Source organism: Roseburia sp. AF42-8 (assembly GCF_003435965.1).
GTDB lineage: Bacteria > Bacillota > Clostridia > Lachnospirales > Lachnospiraceae > Roseburia_C > Roseburia_C amylophila.
The window spans coordinates 1-16,766 of sequence record NZ_QTVB01000031.1 but is presented as its reverse complement, the minus strand read 5'-3'; the positions used below and the strand labels follow the sequence as shown (position 1 = coordinate 16,766).

The window sequence follows — 16,766 nt, the reverse complement described above, 5'->3', positions numbered from 1 at the left end:
ACCGTCGCAACCGACGCATATCGTCGCTTTTACTCTCTCGGTTCAAGTCGTTTCAGAATAATCTTCCTTTCATGCCCCCGCTTATTGTCATAGAAAATTCCATAGTCATTAAGCAACTGGCTATTGACTACATTCAGCTTTCTGGAAAGCACGTTTGCCTGTATCTGCATATCCGGCAACTGGCTCACAAGTTCTGTTGCCGTCCCCTCCCATTCCGGCTTATCCTCTGTCAGAAAATTGTTGATTGCTTCCAGCAGAGGATTCGGCGGTTGTTTCCACAGTTCCGTTTCTGCCTTTTTGAATTTCCAGACGCAACGCTCCCGGTCAAACTCTATGGTCAGTTCCTGATCCGGCTGATCACGCCCCACTATATCCATGACCGCCTCGTTGTCAGTGCGCTTTTTCTTGTGCACGATAAACGCTCCGTCTGCCGCTCCAAGCAGTCCGTTTGTGCCGGAAATCATATCAAAGCTGTCCTCGGATTCCAGCTTGCGTGTGTGATGAACCACCAGCAGGCAGATACCGTATTTTTCGCTGAACGATTTTAACTTTGTCACAATCTCGTAATCGCTGGAATAGCTGTACCTGTCCCCTCCAACCTCACGCACTTTCTGGAGCGTGTCAATGATAATCAGCCTTGCGTCTGTATGCTCTTTCAGAAATTCCTCTAATTGCCTGTCTAAGCCCTCATTCAAGGTTTTTGCCTGTGTCGCAAAGTACAGGTTATCCGCACATTCCACACCGAACATACCGGAGAGCCGCCGCTGAAGCCTTGCGTAATCATCTTCCAGTGCCAGATACAGCACCGTCCCCTTTCGGACGGGATAATCCCACAGGGGAAGCCCCATTGCCACATGATAGGCAAGCTGCCCCATAAAGAACGATTTTCCAACTTTCGGCGCACCCACAAAAAGGTAAGTCCCTCCATAGAGGAATCCATCTACAACCGGCGTTCTCGGCGGGTAGACGGTATCATACAGTTCCGTCATGGAAACGGTTTGAAGCCTGCCGCTCCCGGATTTTTCCGGGATATTCGCCGCCATGCGTCCAGAAAGTTGTCCGGTGGACAACTTTTCGGAGGCTTGCAGATTGATTTGTGCTGTTTCATTTGCTATAATTTCATTGTGATTTTTGATAATCGGCTGCGCCCCATCTGCGCCAACAGATGATACGGGAGCAGTCGTTTTTCTTGTTTCTGTCATTCATCTTCTCCTTTCAAACCGTCTAATGTAATTGCGATTACCTGCAACGTGTAGAGCAGTTCGTCATTGTCCGGGCTTAATGCTTCCAGCCGCTTCAATTCTTCGTGGATAGCTGCCATTTGATTTTTCAGCGCCTTATACACCCTCGGATTGCCCTGTACCACCACGTCCCGGCACAGCAGCCGCCTTGTGATGTAGTCTTGCTTTGTCAATCCCGACAGCGCCACCAAATCGTTAAGCAGCTTCGCTTCCTCGTCTGATACCCGGAACGCTACTGTATGATTGCGCCACCGCCCTTTGTAATCAAGTATTCTTTCCATTTGCGTCCTCCTTTGTCATTCGCTCCATTTCCAATTTTTCCGCCATTTCCGTCTGCACCGTAGGAAACAAGTGGGCGTAGCGGTAAGTGATTTTCTCCGCTTCATGCCCCATGCGCTCCCCAATCGCCAACACCGAAAATCCCATGTCTATTAGCAGGGAAACCGCGCTATGTCGAATATCATGCACGCGAATCTTTTTTACACCCGCCTGTTTCGCCCCTCGCTCCATTTCATGGTTGAGATAGGATTTTGTGACCATAAACAGCCGCTCGTCCGGCTGAATGTCGTAGAGCATTTTGATATATTCCTGCATTTCCTCACAGAGAAATGGCGGCATTTTGATTGTACGGTTACTCTTTTTTGTTTTCGGGCTTGTAATAATGTCCCGCCCTTTAGATCGGTGAAATGTCTTGCTGATTGTGACCGTCTGCTTCTGAAAATCAAAATCAGCCGGAGTGAGCGCCAGCAGTTCGCCGGAGCGGATTCCGCACCAGTAAAGCATTTCAAAGGCATAATAGGAGCGTGGCTTATCCATCATGGCTTCGGAGAATTTCAAATATTCCTCTTTCGTCCAGAAGTCCATTTCTTTCGGAACCTCATTTCCCATTGTGCCAGCCCGCCTTGCCGGATTGTAGGGCAGGTTATAGAAGTTCACAGCATGGTTGAAAATCGCTGTAAGCTGGGCGTGTATGGTTTTCAGATAATCCGCCGAATAAGGCTTCCCTTTCTCGTCCCGATACGCCATGAGTTCATTCTGCCATGCGATAATATCCTTTGCTTCAATCTCCGCTATCTTCCGATTTCCGAAATATGGTAAAATCTTTGTGCGGATTACATGGCTTTTGGATTCCCATGTGCTTTCCTTGACACGCTGTTTCTTGTCGGCTTCATAAACCTCAAAGAAGCTGGCAAACGTCATATCCAGCTTTGCACTCTGTTTCAGCATGGCTTCATGCTCCCACGCCTGTGCTTCCCGCTTCGTAGCAAATCCCCGTTTCTGGGTCTGCTTCCGCTCCCCTTTCCAGTTCGTGAAACGATAGATTACCCGCCACGTTCCCGTAGCATTGTCTTTGTATACAGCCATTCAAATCATCTCCTTTCCGCTTAATCGCTGTAACAGACCTTTTTATGAAAAAATGTAGCGTTCACACGACCAGCCACCGTCAGATAGCCCTGCTTCTGTAATTCTGCGTTCAGTTCCCGCACAATCTGGTAGGCTTTTGACTTTGACACCCGCAGTTCCGCTGCCACTTCCTCCACAGTCATAAATGATTTTTCTACCATTCCGTTATCCTCCCCTTTCTCAATTTAACTGTTTTTGTTTAAGTTATATCCATGATACTAAATAATTTCCGTTAAGTCAAGTGGTTTGCAGAAAAATCTTAACTTTTTTTATTTAAGTTCCTCTTGCTATTCCTATTGCACCATGTTATACTAAATTCAACAGAAATGTTTAAGTCAAGAATGGTTGTATCACTATAACTACAACGGAGGTTTTATTATGGCAATCGGCAAACGAATCCGCTTTTTCCGTAATCGGAAAGGCATGACGCAAAAGCAGTTAGGCGAAATCCTCGGTTTTCTCGGAAAGACCTCTGATGTCCGTATGGCGCAGTATGAATCAGAAGCCAGAACGCCGAAGCAAGACCTTGTAAAAGAAATGGCACATATCTTTGATGTAAGCCCACGAGCAATCACAGTCCCGGAGATTGACAGCTATATCGGGCTTATGCACACGCTTTTTGCATTGGAAGATATGTATGGACTGAAAATCGAAGAGATTGACGGGGAAATCTGCCTGTGCCTTGACAAGTCCGACTATTCCACCTATTCCTCCATGTTCAAAATGTTCCACGCATGGCAGGAACAATCTGCCAAGCTGGAGCGGGGCGAGATTAGCAGAGAAGAATACGACCAGTGGCGATACAAGTACCCAGAACTTGACACCTCTGGACATTGGGTGAGTGTTCCCTCGCAGGCGGTCAGTGATATGCTTGTCAAAGAATTTCAGAAAATCGAGAAAGAAGAAAAGAAAGCGTCTAAAAAGAAAAAGCAGAAATAAGCATAAAAAGACCTTGCCGACTTTCAGCTTCATATCTGAAAATCAGCAAGGTTTTTCTGTTATTGAAGTATTCTGTTATTCAGTGAGTGATACCCGAAATGTTGCCAAATCGTTGCCAACACTTAAATAAATTTGCTTGCATCCCACATAAATAAAGGCTTTTTCAAGTCCATTTCATCACTCAAACTCAATCGTTCCAGGTGGCTTACTCGTCAGATCATAGAATACACGGTTTACCCCGCGTACCTCGTTGATGATTCGGCTCATTACTGTTTGTAGTACTGCAAATGGAATCTCTGCGCTTTCGGCGGTCATGAAATCGACGGTATTTACGGCGCGCAGTGCAACTGCGTAGTCGTAGGTTCTCTCGTCGCCCATTACGCCAACGGAACGCATATTGGTAAGGGCTGCGAAATACTGGTTCGGCATCCAGGATGGAGCTTCGCCATTTTCTTTCTTGTAAGCAGCTACTGCCTTGTCCACTTCTTCCCGGTAGATGGCATCGGCATCCTGTACGATGCGAACTTTCTCAGCATTGACTTCACCGATGATTCGGATACCAAGACCCGGGCCCGGGAATGGCTGACGGAATACCAGATGCTCCGGAATTCCAAGTTCAAGACCGGCTTTACGAACCTCATCTTTGAAAAGGTTACGCAATGGCTCGATAATTTCCTTGAAATCAACATATTCCGGAAGACCGCCTACGTTATGGTGGGATTTGATGACAGCGGATTCTCCGCCAAGACCACTTTCTACCACATCTGGATAAATGGTTCCCTGTGCCAGGAAATCAACGGCTCCGATTTTCTTTGCTTCTTCTTCAAAGACACGGATAAATTCTTCACCGATAATTTTACGTTTTGCTTCCGGCTCTGTTACTCCGGCAAGCTTGTTATAGTAACGCTCCTGGGCATTTACACGGATGAAGTTTAAGTCAAACTGACCGTTCGGTCCGAATACATTTTCCACTTCATCTCCCTCGTCTTTACGAAGAAGGCCATGGTCAACAAATACGCAGGTAAGCTGCTTTCCGATTGCTCTGGATAAAAGACCTGCTGCCACAGAAGAATCCACTCCACCGGACAATGCCAGAAGCACTCTTCCGTTGCCGACTTTTTCACGGATTTCCTTGATGGTATTTTCCACAAAGGAATCCATTCTCCATGTTCCGGCACAGCCACAGACACCACGCACGAAGTTGTGGAGCATCTTGGTTCCCTCTTTGGTATGGAGTACCTCCGGGTGGAACTGGATGGCATAGAGATTTTTTTCACGGTTTTCTGCGGCTGCCACCGGGCAGTCTGCAGTATGTGCTACGATTTCAAAACCAGGTGCTGTCTTTGAAATATAATCAAAATGGCTCATCCAGCAAATGGTCTTTTCTTCTACATTCTGGAATAATGGTGAATTCTTATCTACCATTACTTCTGTCTTACCATATTCGCGAACCGGTGCTTTTTCTACCTTGCCGCCCAACACATGCATCATGAGCTGTGCGCCGTAGCAAAGTCCTAAAACCGGAATACCAAGTTCAAAAAGCTCTTTCCTGTAAGTTGGTGAATCTGCCTCATAACAACTATTTGGGCCTCCGGTCAGGATAATTCCCTTCGGGTTCATCGCTTTGATTGTCTCGATATCCGTGCGGTAAGAATATATTTCACAATATACATTGCATTCACGGACACGTCTTGCAACCAGCTGGTTGTACTGTCCGCCAAAATCAATGACAATAACTTTTTCCTTATCCATGGACGTTTTTCCTCCTAATTTTTGCTGAGACTCGCCCAGCGTCTAAATTTTATTATAGTTGAGCCACCCTGGAAAGACAAGCCCTATTTTGTTTTCGCAAGATATTCTGAGTTGTTATTTGGGGCAGCACATAATTCTTTATTATATGGAAATACTCCCTGTATGCGTAAAGATTATCTGATTAAATCCATCACACAATATATTTTCTTTTTCTTTCTGGGAGCATTTCTTGGATACCTGTGGGAAGTGCTGCTTTTTTATGTGCAGGATGGGACTTTCTGTAACCGTGGCTTTCTCTATGGTCCATGGCTTCCAGTCTATGGTGTGGGTGCTGTCCTGATGCTGCTTATTTTAAGACGCTTTCAGAAGCATCCTGTCAAAGTCTTTTTTCTTGCAGCGCTTCTCGGCTCTTTCGTAGAACTTTTTATCGGATGGTTCCTCGCCCAAGTTTTCCACCTGCGTTACTGGGATTATCACGATTATCCACTGCAGCTTGGCGGTTATATCTGTCTTTATTCTGCATTGGGATTTGGCACTGCCGGTGTGCTCTGGGTCTGTGTGTTTGCACGGATTGCATCTCATTTATGGAGAAAAATGCCAGTACCCCTGCAACGCATTTTTCTTACGCTGCTGATACTGGCATTTCTTCTTGATTGTGCCGCCGCACTGATTTTTCCCAATTCCGGGCACAATATCACGTTTTCTTAATTTTATTCTTCCATTTCAGCCATGGTTGGATAAGAGGCAATGGCTCCGGCTTTCTGTACACTCTTTGCACAATAGCGGTTAGAAAAATCAAGGTATACTGCCATCTTATCCGAAGTCAGTTCCGGCAAATCTGCTTCCGTCACACCATCTTTATAAAGCTGATACAGGAAGGAGCCGATAAATGCATCCCCGGCTCCGGTGGTATCCACCGCCTTTACTTTCTCTCCCTTGCTTTGTGCCTTTGCTTTCTTCGTATAACACTCTGCTCCATCTGCTCCCCTGGTATAAATAAGGAGACAAACATTTCCTACAAAAAGTTTTTCTTTTGCTGCTTCAATCGAATCCTCGCCGGTCAAGAAATAAAGTTCCTCATCCGAAAGCTTTAATACATGTGCCAATGGGAGGAATTCCAGCACTGCTTTCTTTAAATCTTCCGGATTTTCCCAGAGTGCAAACCTGAGATTCGGGTCAAAGCTTATAATTGCACCAGCCTCTGTTGCGGCTTCAATCGCCTTTTTATGTGCTTCCTTCATTGGAAAATCTCCCAGCGAAACGGAGCAGAAATGCAACGCATAAGCATCCTTAAACCAATCCGCTTCTACTTCTTCTTTTGAAAAAAGCATATCGGCTCCCGGCTTCCGGTAAAAAGAAAATTCACGGTTACCATCTTCCTTTAAAGCCACAAAAGCAAGTGAAGTATTTGCCTCTTTTGTACGAAGTACATGACTGGTTCCGATTCCGTTTTCTTCCAATGCTTCTTCAATTTTATCGCCAAAAGGATCATCTCCAAGCTGCGTTATCATCTCAGATTTACCACCAAGTCTGGTAAATGCACCGCATACATTCGCCGGTGCACCACCTACTTTCGGGCAGAATCCAAGGACATCTTTCATAGGTCTGCCGCTTTCCTGCGGAATAAAATCAATCAGTGCTTCTCCGATTGCATACAGTTTTTTCTCCATCTGATCTGCCTTCCTCTTTTCACCATTTTCTAACTATGTTCAATGGTAAATGTTTTCTTCACAAGGTCTGCCTTTAATACTGCATAATCTGCTCCGCTGCTTCTTCGAATCTCAAGCAGTCCCTCTTCCGGAAGTTCTACTGCAATATCACCTTCCACATCAAATGCCGGATGGCTGTTGCGGAATTCCATTAATTTCAAAAGCTTCTTTACCACCGGACGCTCTACTTCTTTTGCAATCTCTTCCTTCAAATAATAGTGGCGGTTAATATTTCTACCTTCCTTTGTTGCTTCCAAAAGCTCCAGGTCATTGCTGCCTGCCAGCATGCCTACATAGTAGACCTGCGGAATTCCCGGTGCAAAGAACTGGATTGCACGGGCAAGAAGATAAGCATCATCCTGATTTCCAAGTGCAGAATAGTAAGTCGTATTCACCTGATAAATATCAAGGTTATTGTAGGCTGCCGTATTATAGATTTTCTTGACATTCGCTCCTTCGGAGAACATCATTTCCTTTGTGCGGTCAATCTCTTCATCCGGCATCAGATCTTTCACATCCACAATTCCGATTCCATCATGGGTGTCTAACGTGGTAAACTGATGCTTCGGACTCATTTCCAGCCATTTCTTAAGATAAGTTCCCTTTCCAAAGTAAAGGGCGTTTAATACCAGCACCGGAAGTGCAAAATCGTAAATCCAGAAATTCTGATTGGCAATTTTCATCTGAATACTGTAATGCTCATGAATTTCCGGCAGAATTATCACATCATGTTTCTTTACGATTGCTTCAATTCGATGCAGGAGATTCCAGATTTCCGGTTCCACAAAGAAACAGCTTGTATTCGCTTTCTTTACGGCATAAGCAAATGCATCCAGCCGGATAATGGAAGCATTTTTACTGCACATCAGTTCCAGTGTATCTTCTATAAATTTCTGAACAGCTTTAGATTCCACATTTAAATCAATCTGCTCTTCCCCAAAGGTGCACCAGACCTTCTCGCTGCTTCCGTCAGCAAAGTCCGCATCAATATAAGGTGCTCTTGGTTTTCTTTTATAAATCAAATCTACCTGTTCTTCTGTCGGTTCTCCGTTTTCCCAGAAATCCTTGTATCGGATGAAAAAATCCTTATATTCCGATGCATCCTTTTTCTCTAAGAAATCTTTAAAATACGGAGACTGTCTGGAAATGTGGTTGACCATAAAATCAAACATCAGATAGTATTCTTCTCCAATTTTGCGTACATCTTCATAGGTTCCAAACTGCTCGTCTACCATGTCATAACGCATCGGTGCAAATCCCCGGTCTGCCGAGGACGGAAAGAACGGAAGAATGTGTACGCCACCTACTGCCTTATGAAAATAAGTTTCTAACATTTCTTTTAATTCAGAAAGATTTTTTCCAAGACTGTCTGCATAAGTGATCAGCATAATTTTATTTGTCAGTTTCAAGTTTCTTCCCTCCTTTTATTGTAAATGTAAATTCATATTTTCCCGGCTGTTCCATCCGGTACTGCGGATGTGGTTTGGAAAGCCAGCTATCATCGCCGCCAACTCCCATCTGATGGAGGGATGGACGGAGAACCGTATATTCACTATCCGGCAGCTCGTAAAGATGTCTGGCATTTTCCAGTTCATGCGGTGTATATGGCAACGCTGAAAAATCCATTTCTTCTGCACTAATCCGAAGTCCATAACCATTCTCATCTTCGATTACTGCTTCTCTGACACCACTGCGTCCACCGCTTTCCTGCGGAGCCAGATATTCTGACAGATTTTCCTTTACGGAAAAATGGAATTTTCCAAGTCTGCTGCCCTGACGGCGGTCCCAGTAATTTTCTTCCGGACCGTATCCATAGTAAGTTACTTTATCATATTGCTCCGGGATTCGAAGAAGCATACCAAATTCCGGCATTTCATGAGTCTTGATCTTCTCATTGGCTTCATATTCCATATGGATGGTGAGTGCTCCGTCTTTTCTGATACCATAAGTCACCCTGCACTCATTTCCCGGAATGTTTTCTCCCGCATCAAAGAGACGGTATACATAAGAAATCTCTGCACCATCCTTTGTTTCTTTCAGCTCTGCCGGCATTGCTTTTGCATACATGCTGGCTGTCTTCCAGCATCCGCAACGTAGCGGCATTCCACTTCCTTTGTCATTGTCTGTCGGTGCCCGCCAGAAATTCGGTCTTGGAACGGATACGATAAATTCTTTCTCTTCTACCTGATAAGAGGTCAGTCCGCCACCTTCTTTTGCAAAAAGCATTTTTATATTGCCTGCTCTCACGCCGATATTCATAAGTCCATCAACCAGTTCAAAATCTTCTGCTTCTCTGATTACTTCTTCCGGAGCTTCCTTTTTTCCTACATACTGACCAAAGGCAAGCTCATATCCGGCTTTCGCCCATGCAGTATCTTCTTTGGTAAGTAAGGAGGCGGTCACCGTAAATTCTCCGGCTATCTTAAGCCCCTTGGAAAGGCTGCTGATATCTATCGTCTCTTCTTCCTGTGGTGCTGCCTGAAGTTCATAAGCATTCTCTGCACATACGCCGTCTTTTGTTGCAATAACAACTTTTAATATATAGTTTTTCAAAGAAATAAATAAATTTTCGTTTTTTACAATAACCTTTGTTTCCTCCGGCAAAAGCTTTACACTCTGATACTGGAATTTTACTTCCTGCATCTTTGGAGACACCTTACGGTCAGCATAGAGAAGTCCGTTTCCACAGAAGGTTCCATCATTCGGACGGTCTCCGAAATCTCCACCGTAGGCTAAATATCTCTCGCCCTTTTTATTGACAAGATAAAAGCTCTGGTCAATAAAATCCCAGATAAATCCACCCTGATAACGTGGTTCTTCTTCTGTAAGCCGGATATATTCGTCCATTCCACCGGTGGAATTGCCCATGGAATGCATATATTCGCAACTGATTACCGGTTTTATCTTTTCATTGACAGAGACTTCACTCTCTCGTAAATATTTCCGCAGTTTTTCCGCCGGAGCATACATAAAGCTCTTCACATCAGAAGTATCCGGATAAGTATCATCAAAGGTAATGCCCTCATAATGCACCAGGCGTTCGGAATCATTTTTCCGGAAGAACTCTGACATTTCATATAAATTGCTTCCGCCACAGGACTCATTTCCGCAGGACCAAAGCAAAATGCAGGCATGGTTCTTGTCCCGCTGATACATGGAGTTAGCGCGGTCTAAGACATTTTCTCTCCACTCTGCTTTGCTGCCCGGTATCGTCTCACTCATCGGTGCCTTTCCTACTGTTGCAAGGAAACAATCCGCATGGGACTCAAGGTTCGCCTCGTCTATCACATATAACCCCAATTCATCGCAAAGTTCATAGAAATAACTCTGATTTGGATAATGTGAAGTCCGCACTGCATTGATATTATTCTGTTTCATGATAAGAAGATCATGAAGAATCTCTTCTTTTGTAATACTTCTTCCATGGTCACAGCTTAATTCATGGCGGTTTACACCACGGAATACAATACGTTTTCCATTCAGGCACATGATGCCATTTTCCATAGCAAAATGCCGGAATCCAATGCGCTGTTTTATTACTTCTGTTACGGTATCATCGGAGTCTGTTACTTCTATATATAAGGTATAAAGATTCGGCTCCTCCGCACTCCAAAGCTTTGGTGCTGTTATTTTTAACTCTGTTCCAGCTTCTGTATAAACTGTCTCTGTCTTTACAACACATTCCTTTTTATCATTGTATAAGGAAATATGCAGCTTGCAACAGGTATCTGCACCGGCTCCTACCGGCTCTTTCTCCTGCCAGTTTTCCTGTGCCGGCTGGTCTTCCTGTTCCGGTACACCCTTCCACTGCAATTTCAAAACTGCTTCTGTCAGATTATCCTGAAACTGCTGGCTTACCTTCAAATCATAGATATGATGTGCCGGCATACGACGCAGTGTCACATCGCGGAAGATTCCAGACATCCGGAAGAAATCCTGACTCTCTAAAATACTTCCGGTGCAGAAGTGAAAGACTTCTGCCGCCAGCTTATTTTCTCCCTCGCAGACCAATTCTGTGATATCAAATTCTGCCGGGGTAAAAGAGTCTTCGCTATAGCCTGCAAATCTGCCATTCACCCAGAGTGCCATAGCACTTTCCACACCATCAAACCGGAGGGATAACCGGTCCTTTAACATTTCTCCGGTCACTGCAAAAGAATGCACATACATTGCTACCGGATTATATTTCTTTGGGATTTCTTTGCCACGGACAGCTTCTTTTCCATCCCATGGATACTGGGAATTCACATACTGCAATTTTCCATAACCAAAAAGCTGGATGGAAGAAGGCACCATAATCTCATCCCAGTTGCTGCTGTCATAATCCTTACAATAAAAGCCCTCTATGACTTCCGCTAAGTTATTGGCATATGCAAATTTCCATCTGCCATTGAGGCTGGTGAGAAAACTGCTTTCCCCAGCGTCTGCCTCTTTTCCGGTTGCATAATATCCATGGTCTGAATGTGCCGGCATCCGCCGGATTGCAAAACAGTCTGGCTCATAAATTACATTCTCGTTAAATTCCATAGCTCTTCTCCTTTATGATTTTACAGAACCAGTAATTCCTTCTACAAAGTTCTTCTGTAATACGAAGAATATAATCAACATCGGAATTGTAGAAATCGTGACTGCAAGCATCATGCTTCCATAATCAATGGTATATCGTGCAGTCAGTCCAGATACCAGAATCGGCATAGTCTTGGAATTTTCATTCTGTAATACAATCAACGGCCACATATAACTGTTCCATGCATTCATAAAGCTTACGATTGCTGCTGCTGCGTAGGTAGATTTCATAATCGGTAAGAACATTTTAAAGTAAATGCCCCATTCACCTACTCCATCAATCCGGGCTGCTTCAATGATTTCATCCGGAAATGATTTTGCTGCCTGGCGGAACATGAATATCATAAATGCAGTAGAAACGGTCGGTAAAATACATCCAACGGTTGTATTTAAAAGTCCCATCTTTCCAAACATACGGAACAGCGGAATTACAGTTGCAGCAGTCGGTACCATCATGGAAAGTAATAGGATGGACATAATTTTATTTTTGTATTTATCATGAAATTTCTCGAATCCATAACCTGCCAGTGAGCAGACAAATACATTTAAAACCATGGAAACCACTGCGTTCCGGATGGAATTCCACATTGCCTGTGAAAGAACCGTTGTATCCAGAAGAGATTTTAAGTTTTCCATCAGGTAATTGCCCGGAAGAATTTTTCCTGCAATGACATCCACACTTTTATTGGTTCCACTGACAATCATCCAGTACATTGGGAAGATGGAAATGATTGCGACCAGAATCAGGAATACATATTTCCAGAAATATACGAATTTTCTTTTACTCATTTCTCATCACCTACTTTCATCTGAATAAAGGCAAGGATTGCCACCAGAATAAATACTACATAAGAAATTGCAGATGCATATCCAAAGTTTGGATTTCCTGCAAAAGACAAATTGTATATGTAGTGGGATATTGTCATGGACGTATTTGCCGGTCCACCATTGGTAATATTCATGGACTCATCGAAGAGCTGTAAGGTTCCATTGGTTGACATAATTGCTGTCAGTAAAATTGTCGGACGAAGCATCGGGATTGTAATCTTAGTAAACTTCTGGAATGCATTGGCTCCATCTACAACTGCTGCTTCATAAATAGAACTGTCAATATTCTGCAATGCTGCCAGGAAAAATATCATATTATAACCGGTCCATCTCCACAATAATGCCAGTACGATTACAATTCGTGCGGTCCAGGTATTTCCCAGCCAGTTGATTGGAGATGCAATCAGATGCAGATTCGTAAGAATCGTATTGATGAATCCGTCCACAGAGAAAAGGGAACGGAAAATAATGGAATACGATACCAGGGAAGTAGTACATGGTAAGAAAATTGCAAGGCGGAAAAACCATTTTCCTTTTAATCTCTTATCATTCAAAAGTGATGCCAAGAACATTGCCATCACCAGCATGATTGCTACTTCTAAGATCAGATAAATAAAAGTATTGCTTAATGTCATTTTAAAAATTTTATCCTGAAACATTCTTTTATAATTAGAAAGTCCAGTAAAAGTCATGTTCGTTCCGCTTCCGCGTTTTAAGGATAAAATAAAGGACTGTATCATCGGCACGAAATTGAATATGACAATCATTATCGATGCCGGTATTACGAATGTCCATCCCATAATCTTTCTTTTCTTCGTTTTCACTGTTGTACCTCCAATTCGTATCGACTTTACAGCTTTCCCTTCTTCTTGAAAATTCTGCCTGCACAGCAGCTGCTATGCAGGCAGTTTGTAAAGTGCTAATGCTAATTTATTCGCTCATTGCAAATGATACAGTATCATCTGCTTCTTTTAACGCTTCCTGAATATCCTGTCCCTGCTGAATCTGGGTAAGTGCTGTTCCAAGTGCGGATTTTGCTTCCTCCCAGTACTGGCCTAATGTGATAGCCGGTACTTCAGCACCGTAGTTGGCAAATTTCTCATAAATCTTATCGCCACCGAAGAATTCATTTTCCTGTGAGTATGCATCACTTTCTGCTGCCGGAAGGTAGGTTGCTACTGCACCGGTAGTAGGAAGAATAGTATCATAAAGCTCCGTGCTGCTTGCAAATGTGTTCTTTAAGAAATCGATAGCAAGGTCTTTGTTTGGTGAGTCATTCATAACCATCCATCCTGCACCACCATTGTTACTGTAGTTGGTTGCATTTGGAGCATTGTCCAGTCTTGGCATTGTAGTAACGCCCCAGTCACCGGACTGATCTTCCTGTGCCTGAATGGTACTTGTAATCCAGCATCCATTGATTACGCTTGCTACTGTTCCGTTGTTAATGGTTCCGATATACTGATCCCAGTCATTTACTTCTACTAAAATTCCCTTGTCAACCATGGTCTCATAATCTTCTACAGCTTCTGCCACTACATCATTTCCTGCAAAATTCGGATTACCGTCTTCATCAAACATGCTGTCTCCTGCACTTCTTAACATTGCAATCAGTAAGTCAGGTCCACCAGCCTGTGCACTTAATAATGGTTTTCCGGTCTTTGCTAATACATCTTCACCAAGTTCAATGAATTTGGACCATGTAATATCGGTAAAGTCATCGATAGAATAACCAGCTTCACCGATTACATCGGTACGAATATATAATGCGGTTACACCACTGTCGAATGGTACATTGTAATTCTTTCCATCTACTGTTCCAATTGCTGTTTTATAACTTGCAAATTTGGAGAAATCGATTCCGGAATCAGATAAATCTGCAAATAAGTCCGGATAGTTCTTTACATTATTTAATAAAGCAGTGTCATTCATAAGAATGATGTCTGGCAGTGTATCGGTCTGTCCAGAGGTTGCTGCTGTTGTAAGCTTGGTCTGAATATCCTCCCAGGATGTTTCTACTACATTTACGTTTACATCCGGATGGTCTTTCTGATAAATCTTTTCTGCCTCTTCCATTGCCGGAATATTAAAGGTTGCATCCCAGCACCAAACGGTCAGTTCGTTTGAAGATGCTTCGGTATTTGAAGCGGAATTGTTTCCATTATCAGAGCTGCTGGTGGAACCACATCCAACCATTCCAATTGTCATTGCTGCAGTAAGAATTGCAGCCAAAATCTTTTTCTTCATTTGTCTTCCTCCTGTCATTGTAAAAAGTATCTCTTCCTCGTTCCTTATATTTTCTTATCGTGAACGCGTTTCACTTGATTACATTACCAATATAATACCTCTTTTGCAAAATGTCAAGCGGTTAACATACAAAATGTTAGATTTTCACAAGATAGCGTCCTATTTTTTGTTCATAATGCACTAATATTAACCAATTTATCCGGTTTTATCACAAAAAATAGTTCTTAATTCATGTCAACCGAGGAACACGAACCAGGAACTATCATTTATTCTTTTATTTACTTATTATTTCTGTCAATCTATTACTTTTCTTTTGTTGTACCGCGCTTCATAAGGCTGACCGGAAGTACCACCTTCGCCGGCATTACGCCGCCACCGCGTTTTTTTAAGATAGCATCCACTGCTAACTGTGCCATTTCCTTAATCGGCTGCCGGATGGTTGTCAGCATCGGATTTACCAATGTTGCAATATTGACATCATCAAAACCTACAATCTGCACATCCTCCGGAACCCGCTTTCCAAGAGCACTGCATGCCTGAATGGACTGGGCTGCAATAACATCACTGCTGGCAAAAATCCCATCCATTTCCGGATATTTCAGCAGTGTCTGCTTGATATTTTCCAGATATTCCATCACACTGTAGGATGCCTCGCTTGTCTCTATTTCATGATGCCGGATTCCATATTTCTCACAGACTTCCCGAAAACCTACACAACGTCTGTCTGCCGGCATCACCTGACGCTCTACTCCACTGAAATGTACAATTTCTTTACATCCGCATTTAGCAAGATGCTCTGTGGCAAGCACTCCGCCCATATAGTTGTCACACTGAATATTGCAGTCCCCCAATGCATCATCACACTCTATGGTAACAATTGGAATATTCAGGTTCAGGAATTCATTGGCACTTACCGTTCCACTGCACAATATAATTCCCGCCACCTGATTACTCTTAAACATCTCTACATATTTCCGTTCGTTGCTGCGCTCCTCCTTGGAATTGCAGACAATCATTTTATAATTCTCTGCTGCTGCCGCTGATTCAATATTGCTTAAAAGCTTTGCAAAATACGGATGAACGATATGCGGTACGATTACGCCAATCGTGCTGGTATGCTGTTTTGAAAGAGAACGGGCTACCTCATTGGGCTGATAGCCTATCTCCTTCATGACATCATATACCTTCTGCCTGGTCTTCTCACTGATATATCCACGGTTATTAATTACTCTCGAAACAGTCGTAACAGTTACCCCTGCCCGTTCTGCCACATCCTTTAACGTACTCAAAATTGTCTCCCTTCTCCTTGGTTATTACTATAACGATAGCACTTTTATATCATTATGTCAACATGACATATCAACCAGTCATATGCTGATGAAGATATTTTTCTCTCGTTGCCAGTCCCCCACGGATATGACGCTCCGACTTATTGACATCCAGCACTTTCCTTGCTTCCCGCGCCAGGGTCGGATTCACCTGGGATAAACGTTCTGTTACGTCCTTATGTACCGTGCTCTTACTGATTCCAAACTGCTTTGCGGTCTGACGCACTGTCGCATTGTTATCTATAATGTATTTGGCTATTTCTACGGCTCTTTCTTCTATATAGCTTTTCAAAGAAAATCCCCTGCAATACTTGTTTTTACATTGTATGCAGAGGATTTGCTTTTATGTATGGCTTTTTACACAGTCCAAGGCAAATATTACCAGCAAACTAGCCGTTCTCTTTCCGATTTTTCATATAGCTAAATTCATATATTACACTGCCAAGTAATATTAGTAAAACTTTCGCTCTTTTTTTACTCTCCTTAATCTAGCTCTTCTTTATCCAATTCTTCTAAATATTTATATAGAATCTATGTTCTTCTTCATCCGAAGCAATCCAAGATCTATCATATCTACTATCTGCCCAAGATGTTTCTCCGTTTTCTTGAATATATAGTTTTCCATCAGATATATGATATTCTCTTTCATATCTACTATTTCCTACTATCTGCCCAAGATGTTTCTCCGTTTTCTTGAATATATAGTTTTCCATCAGATATATGATATTCTCTTTCATATCTACTATTTCTCG

General features: G+C 43.1%; 16 protein-coding genes. 2 read left to right on the top strand and 14 right to left on the bottom strand.

What is annotated here, in order from left to right; translation table 11 throughout:
• Positions 1-29: 29 nt before the first annotated feature.
• Genes DW059_RS11580 through DW059_RS11565 form a run of 4 tightly spaced genes read right to left on the bottom strand, consistent with a single transcriptional unit; the run spans position 30 to position 2,806 of the window.
• Complete coding sequence (locus DW059_RS11580) at positions 30-1,202, bottom strand: AAA family ATPase (RefSeq protein WP_117698905.1); 1,173 nt, start codon at positions 1,200-1,202, stop codon at positions 30-32.
• A complete protein-coding gene (locus DW059_RS11575; protein ID WP_117698904.1) occupies positions 1,199-1,522 on the bottom strand; it encodes a plasmid mobilization protein in 324 nt (107 codons plus the stop codon). The genes DW059_RS11580 and DW059_RS11575 overlap by 4 nt, the downstream gene beginning before the upstream one ends.
• A complete protein-coding gene (locus tag DW059_RS11570; RefSeq protein ID WP_117698903.1) occupies positions 1,506-2,606 on the bottom strand; it encodes a site-specific integrase in 1,101 nt (366 codons plus the stop codon). The genes DW059_RS11575 and DW059_RS11570 overlap by 17 nt, the downstream gene beginning before the upstream one ends.
• Before the next feature lie 20 nt (positions 2,607-2,626).
• Positions 2,627-2,806: a DNA-binding protein gene (locus DW059_RS11565; RefSeq protein ID WP_008374033.1), complete on the bottom strand. Its 180-nt coding sequence runs from the start codon at positions 2,804-2,806 to the stop codon at positions 2,627-2,629.
• Positions 2,807-3,023: 217 nt separating this feature from the next.
• On the opposite strand from DW059_RS11565, the gene DW059_RS11560 reads away from it, so the two are divergent.
• Complete coding sequence (locus tag DW059_RS11560; protein WP_117698902.1) at positions 3,024-3,584, top strand: helix-turn-helix domain-containing protein; 561 nt, start codon at positions 3,024-3,026, stop codon at positions 3,582-3,584.
• Positions 3,585-3,761: 177 nt separating this feature from the next.
• Here the strand turns inward: DW059_RS11560 and guaA are convergent, their stop codons facing one another.
• A complete protein-coding gene (gene guaA / locus DW059_RS11555; RefSeq protein ID WP_117698901.1) occupies positions 3,762-5,336 on the bottom strand; it encodes a glutamine-hydrolyzing GMP synthase in 1,575 nt (524 codons plus the stop codon).
• 162 nt (positions 5,337-5,498) lie between these two features.
• Between guaA and DW059_RS11550 the strand changes: the two genes are divergently transcribed.
• Entirely contained in the window at positions 5,499-6,044 is a 546-nt protein-coding gene (locus DW059_RS11550) for a putative ABC transporter permease (RefSeq protein WP_117698900.1), read from the top strand.
• Positions 6,045-6,046: 2 nt separating this feature from the next.
• Here the strand turns inward: DW059_RS11550 and DW059_RS11545 are convergent, their stop codons facing one another.
• From DW059_RS11545 to DW059_RS11505, 9 genes are all read right to left on the bottom strand, one after another.
• Entirely contained in the window at positions 6,047-7,006 is a 960-nt protein-coding gene (locus DW059_RS11545) for a carbohydrate kinase family protein (RefSeq protein ID WP_117698899.1), read from the bottom strand.
• A 29-nt stretch (positions 7,007-7,035) separates the two neighbouring features.
• Positions 7,036-8,454 carry a sucrose phosphorylase gene (gene gtfA / locus DW059_RS11540; RefSeq protein ID WP_117698898.1) on the bottom strand — a complete coding sequence of 473 codons (1,419 nt, stop codon included), beginning with the start codon at positions 8,452-8,454 and terminating at the stop codon, positions 7,036-7,038.
• On the bottom strand, positions 8,438-11,572 hold the full coding sequence (locus tag DW059_RS11535; RefSeq protein ID WP_117698897.1) for a glycoside hydrolase family 2 TIM barrel-domain containing protein: 3,135 nt from the start codon (positions 11,570-11,572) through the stop codon (positions 8,438-8,440). The genes gtfA and DW059_RS11535 overlap by 17 nt, the downstream gene beginning before the upstream one ends.
• 12 nt (positions 11,573-11,584) lie before the next feature.
• On the bottom strand, positions 11,585-12,400 hold the full coding sequence (locus tag DW059_RS11530; protein ID WP_117698896.1) for a carbohydrate ABC transporter permease: 816 nt from the start codon (positions 12,398-12,400) through the stop codon (positions 11,585-11,587).
• Entirely contained in the window at positions 12,397-13,239 is an 843-nt protein-coding gene (locus tag DW059_RS11525; protein ID WP_117698917.1) for a carbohydrate ABC transporter permease, read from the bottom strand. Before DW059_RS11525 ends, DW059_RS11530 begins: the two co-directional genes overlap by 4 nt.
• A 130-nt stretch (positions 13,240-13,369) precedes the next feature.
• On the bottom strand, positions 13,370-14,686 hold the full coding sequence (locus DW059_RS11520) for an ABC transporter substrate-binding protein (protein WP_117698895.1): 1,317 nt from the start codon (positions 14,684-14,686) through the stop codon (positions 13,370-13,372).
• A 302-nt stretch (positions 14,687-14,988) separates the two neighbouring features.
• Positions 14,989-15,975: a LacI family DNA-binding transcriptional regulator gene (locus DW059_RS11515; protein WP_117698894.1), complete on the bottom strand. Its 987-nt coding sequence runs from the start codon at positions 15,973-15,975 to the stop codon at positions 14,989-14,991.
• A gap of 70 nt (positions 15,976-16,045) precedes the next feature.
• The gene (gene spoIIID / locus DW059_RS11510) at positions 16,046-16,306 is read right to left on the bottom strand and encodes a sporulation transcriptional regulator SpoIIID (RefSeq protein WP_117698893.1); all 261 of its coding nucleotides are present in this window, start codon (positions 16,304-16,306) and stop codon (positions 16,046-16,048) included.
• A gap of 220 nt (positions 16,307-16,526) precedes the next feature.
• Positions 16,527-16,766: hypothetical protein (locus DW059_RS11505; protein ID WP_207659161.1), on the bottom strand; the 240-nt coding region annotated here is incomplete at its 5' end.